General features: G+C 53.3%; 2 protein-coding genes. One reads left to right on the forward strand and one right to left on the reverse strand.

Annotated features, from left to right (window positions below):
• Positions 1–1,544: MobQ family relaxase (gene mobQ / locus ACFVXH_RS41245; protein WP_387831227.1), on the reverse strand; the 1,544-nt coding region annotated here is incomplete at its 3' end.
• Positions 1,545–1,743: 199 nt separating this feature from the next.
• On the opposite strand from mobQ, the gene mobC reads away from it, so the two are divergent.
• On the forward strand, positions 1,744–1,946 hold a 203-nt coding region (gene mobC / locus ACFVXH_RS41250; protein WP_146711010.1), incomplete at its 3' end, for a relaxase accessory protein MobC.

The following is a 1,946-nucleotide window of genomic DNA, read 5'->3' on the forward strand; positions in this document are numbered from 1 at the left end:
AGTTGCTCAAAGGTCGCAGAGGAATAAACACGTTGCAGTGGTGGATGTTGACCGATTTCGCTTCGGTCACAGATATAACCACTCCTGTCACGCATTAAATCAACACGCTCAAAGATTCTGGTGCGGTATTTCTCCAGCTCGTTCCCCCAGAGCGTGTATTCTCCGTTCCGGTTGTGAAGCAGAAGGTAACAGGTCATTTCCCCGTTACCAGGCATGGGGGCCTCGCCATACCCCGTAACGACTGCGCTCAGTACCCCTGAATCCATAACGGCATTGTCATTTTTCCTGAGCTGTTCCGCTCGTCGCTCCGCGCGACTACGTTCTGTATCCTCCTGCTCCTTCCGGCGCAATTCCTCTTCACGTTTAAGCAACTGGACTCTGAGAGCTGCAAGGCCGGATGCCCCCCACTGCTGCCACTGTTTTTCAAATGCCGTCTGACTCGCGGGAATGTCCTGTTTCTCCACCTTCCGGTAATGCTGTCGCAATTTTTCCATTTGCTGGCTCAGCGACTGGATTTTTCCCTGTTCGCTACGGTATTCCGGTGCCGCCCATTGCATCAGGGGAATACGGGAAAAACCGGACGAAAACGGCGATGATTTTTTCAGGCTGGCAGCATGGCTCATCGCTTCCTTTCGTTCGGTGTTCAGCTCTTCCCAGCGTCTGCGCGTCGCCTGCATATCTGCCATCATCGACATGGCATTACTGGTGAGTTTCCATGCCGCATTACTGTCCTTCGGCAACGCTTCGATGATGTCACGTAGTGTGTACGAAGTTGCGTTGTCAGGAAGCACGATATTCAGAAGGTCAGCCACACGGCGGGCAGGCTCTGTCAGCCCGCTGTTTCTGAGTTCGGTACGGGAAATCTGTATTTCCAGGTTAAGTCTGTTAATCAGACGATTCTGTTCGCCGCGTTCTGTTTCGATACCGCGTGTTTCCATCGCACAGGCAGACTTTCCGAGGTGAATACCAGGCGTTTTCTCAAGCCCCTGTCGCTCGTATGAACGATGGTCTATCTCTTCCTGATAACCGGCGTTCGCCAGTGCTCTGTTTGCATGGTCAGCCCATGATGCACGCCACGTCTCGGCATGTGTCCGGTCGTTCCAGTCCCTGACCTTTCCACCGAATCCAGCAGGTCCGACAGCTCTCGTGGTCAGCATGATGTGCGCATGGGGATTTGTTTTATCCATGTGATGGAACGCCACATCAGCAATCATGCCCTGACTGACAAAGTTTTCTCTGACAAAGGCGAGAACGGTTTCCCGTGCGGCATCCTGCGGTAGTTCGCGGGGGATGGCGAGTTCAATTTCCCGCGCAAGTTGTGAGTTCTTCCGGCGTTCGGCCTTCTCAACGGCATTCCAGAGTTCGGCACGGTTCGTACACCAGGCAGGGGCTGTCGCGGGAGTCAGAATCACAGCTTCAGCCACACCGCTTTTGCGGGTGTAGTCGTGAGTCAGTCCGGTACGCTCATCAAGCATCAGTGAACCGGAACGATAGGCAGCAGAAGCAACGGCGCTGTAGCCGCTGTTTCTGGAGATGATTTTCATGCTGAGATGATAAATCGCCATTTCTGCCGTAATGCCTTTTTGTGGTTTTCTTTCAGCCCCGCAGGGCGCACACAATCGAAACGGAGTGGAGATTGTATAAGTGCGCACTTCGTGATTTTCCGTGCATTATGCCAGCTCAGTTTTTAAACTACCAGTGACGCGCTAAAATGCGATTTTTCATCGCGCACGGAGTTACATCATGAGCAGAACACTCGAACAGAAGATTGCTGATGCTGAGGCCAGATTACAGCGCCTGAAGGCGAAGAGCAGGAGTCTGGACACAGCGCAGAAGGTCATTGTGGGTGCAGCATTGCTGGCAAAGGTCAGAAAGCCGGAGGAGGTGCAGTTGCGTGCCTGGTTACTCCAGTTCCTGAAGGCAGAGGTGACACGACAGGCTGATGT

It is taken from the genome of Kitasatospora sp. NPDC058184 (assembly GCF_042883725.1).
In the GTDB taxonomy this organism is placed as follows: domain Bacteria; phylum Actinomycetota; class Actinomycetes; order Streptomycetales; family Streptomycetaceae; genus Kitasatospora.